Source organism: Serratia sp. LTN-2 (assembly GCF_059740205.1).
On sequence record NZ_JCAXDO010000010.1, the window covers coordinates 218,548 to 221,485 of the forward strand.

Sequence of the window (2,938 nt, forward strand, 5' to 3'; positions counted from 1 at the left end):
TAAGTTCGGATCTGAGCTGCTGGCCAAATTTGTAAATATCCTGATGGTAGACGGTAAAAAATCTACTGCAGAAGCAATCGTCTATACCGCGCTGGAGACCCTGGCTCAGCGTTCTGGTAAAGATCACCTGGAAGCTTTCGAAGTCGCTCTCGACAACGTTCGCCCGACTGTAGAAGTTAAGTCGCGTCGCGTTGGCGGTTCTACTTATCAGGTACCAGTTGAAGTCCGCCCGGTTCGTCGTAATGCTCTGGCAATGCGTTGGATCGTTGATGCTGCACGTAAACGCGGTGATAAATCCATGGCTCTGCGCCTGGCGAACGAGCTGTCTGACGCAGCAGAGAACAAAGGTTCTGCTGTTAAGAAGCGTGAAGACGTTCACCGTATGGCCGAAGCCAACAAGGCGTTCGCCCACTACCGCTGGTAATCACCACGCGATAGTTATGCTAACCAAGCGGGCGCGTCAAATCGGCCCGCTTGGGTTAACTGAACTTGAACGCCCTAGGAATAGAGGAATCAAATGGCTCGTACAACACCCATTGCACGCTACCGTAACATCGGTATCAGTGCTCACATCGACGCCGGTAAAACCACCACTACCGAACGTATTCTGTTCTACACCGGTGTAAACCACAAAATCGGTGAAGTTCATGACGGCGCTGCCACCATGGACTGGATGGAACAGGAGCAGGAGCGTGGTATTACCATCACTTCTGCAGCGACTACTGCCTTCTGGTCTGGTATGGCCAAGCAGTTCGAACCGCACCGCGTAAACATCATCGACACCCCAGGGCACGTTGACTTCACCATCGAAGTAGAACGTTCCATGCGTGTGCTGGATGGCGCGGTAATGGTTTACTGTGCTGTTGGTGGTGTTCAGCCACAGTCTGAAACCGTATGGCGTCAGGCTAACAAATACAAAGTGCCACGTATCGCGTTCGTTAACAAAATGGACCGTATGGGTGCTAACTTCCTGAAAGTTGTAGGCCAGATCAAATCTCGTCTGGGCGCCAACCCTGTTCCTCTGCAGCTGGCTATCGGCGCAGAAGACAAATTCACCGGCGTTATCGACCTGGTGAAAATGAAGGCGATCAACTGGAACGAAGAAGACGCAGGCGTAACCTTCGAATACGAAGACGTGCCGGCTGACATGATGGACCTGGCTGAAGAATGGCGCCAGAACCTGATCGAGTCCGCTGCGGAAGCTTCCGAAGAGCTGATGGAAAAATACCTGGGCGGCGAAGAGCTGACCGAGGAAGAAATCAAATCCGCTCTGCGTCAGCGCGTGCTGAACAACGAAATCATCCTGGTTACCTGTGGCTCTGCGTTCAAGAACAAAGGCGTACAGGCGATGCTGGATGCGGTAATCGAATACCTGCCGGCACCAACTGACGTTCCTGCGATCAACGGTATCCTGGACGATGGCAAAGACACTCCGGCTGAGCGTCACGCAAGTGATGACGAGCCGTTCTCTGCGCTGGCGTTCAAAATCGCTACCGACCCGTTCGTGGGTAACCTGACCTTCTTCCGCGTGTACTCCGGCGTTGTTAACTCCGGCGACACCGTGCTGAACTCCGTTAAGGCTGCGCGCGAGCGTTTCGGCCGTATCGTTCAGATGCACGCCAACAAGCGTGAAGAGATCAAAGAAGTTCGCGCAGGCGACATCGCCGCTGCGATCGGTCTGAAAGACGTGACCACCGGGGACACCCTGTGTGATCCAGACTCTCCAATCATCCTGGAGCGTATGGAATTCCCTGAGCCGGTAATCTCTATCGCCGTTGAACCAAAAACCAAAGCTGACCAAGAAAAAATGGGTCTGGCTCTGGGCCGTCTGGCTAAAGAAGACCCGTCATTCCGCGTATGGACTGACGAAGAGTCTAACCAGACCATCATCGCCGGTATGGGTGAACTGCACCTCGACATCATCGTTGACCGCATGAAGCGTGAATTCAACGTTGAAGCTAACGTGGGCAAACCTCAGGTAGCTTACCGCGAAGCGATTCGCGCGAAGATTACCGATGTTGAAGGTAAGCACGCCAAGCAGTCTGGTGGTCGCGGTCAGTACGGTCACGTTGTGATCGACATGTACCCACTGGAGCCGGGCTCTAACCCGAAAGGTTACGAGTTCATCAACGACATCAAAGGTGGTGTAATTCCTGGCGAATACATCCCTGCCGTTGATAAAGGCATCCAGGAGCAGCTGAAGTCTGGTCCGTTGGCTGGTTACCCGGTAGTAGACATGGGTATTCGTCTGCACTTCGGTTCTTACCACGACGTTGACTCCTCTGAACTGGCGTTTAAACTGGCCGCGTCTATCGCCTTTAAAGAAGGCTTTAAGAAAGCGAAACCAGTTCTGCTTGAGCCTATCATGAAGGTTGAAGTTGAGACTCCAGAAGAGAACACCGGTGACGTTATCGGTGACTTGAGCCGTCGTCGCGGCATGCTGCGCGGTCAGGAATCTGAAGTGACTGGCGTTAAGATCCACGCTGAAGTACCGTTGTCCGAAATGTTCGGCTACGCAACTCAGCTGCGTTCTCTGACTAAAGGTCGCGCATCATACACCATGGAATTCCTGAAGTATGATGATGCACCGAACAACGTCGCTCAGGCCGTAATCGAAGCCCGTGGCAAATAAGCCGCAGGGTTAAAACCAAAGTCCCGTGCTCTCTCCAGAAGGGGAGAGCGCTATAGTAAGGAATATAGCCGTGTCTAAAGAAAAATTTGAACGTACAAAACCGCACGTTAACGTTGGTACTATCGGCCACGTTGACCACGGTAAAACTACCCTGACTGCAGCGATCACCACCGTACTGGCTAAAACCTACGGCGGTTCTGCACGTGCTTTCGACCAGATCGATAACGCGCCAGAAGAAAAAGCTCGTGGTATCACCATCAACACCTCTCACGTTGAGTATGACACCCCGACTCGTCACTACGCGCA

Annotated in this window: 3 protein-coding genes; all 3 read left to right on the forward strand. The window is 52.9% G+C overall.

The features are described 5' to 3' along the window. The coding region (gene rpsG, locus AC6BYQ_RS19145) for a 30S ribosomal protein S7 (RefSeq protein ID WP_498057362.1) at positions 1-424 on the forward strand (424 nt) is incomplete at its 5' end. Between the two features lie 93 nt (positions 425-517). Beyond that, positions 518-2,632, forward strand: a complete 2,115-nt coding sequence (gene fusA / locus AC6BYQ_RS19150; RefSeq protein ID WP_028127620.1) for an elongation factor G — start codon at positions 518-520, stop codon at positions 2,630-2,632. A 70-nt stretch (positions 2,633-2,702) separates the two neighbouring features. Continuing rightward, a partial coding sequence (locus tag AC6BYQ_RS19155) for a GTP-binding protein (protein WP_020882629.1) occupies positions 2,703-2,938 on the forward strand: 236 nt, incomplete at its 3' end.

Coding starts and splice junctions, on each gene's coding strand:
- fusA (WP_028127620.1), top strand. CDS start 518: ATGGCTCGTACAACACCCATTGCACGCTACCGTAACATCGGTATCAGT.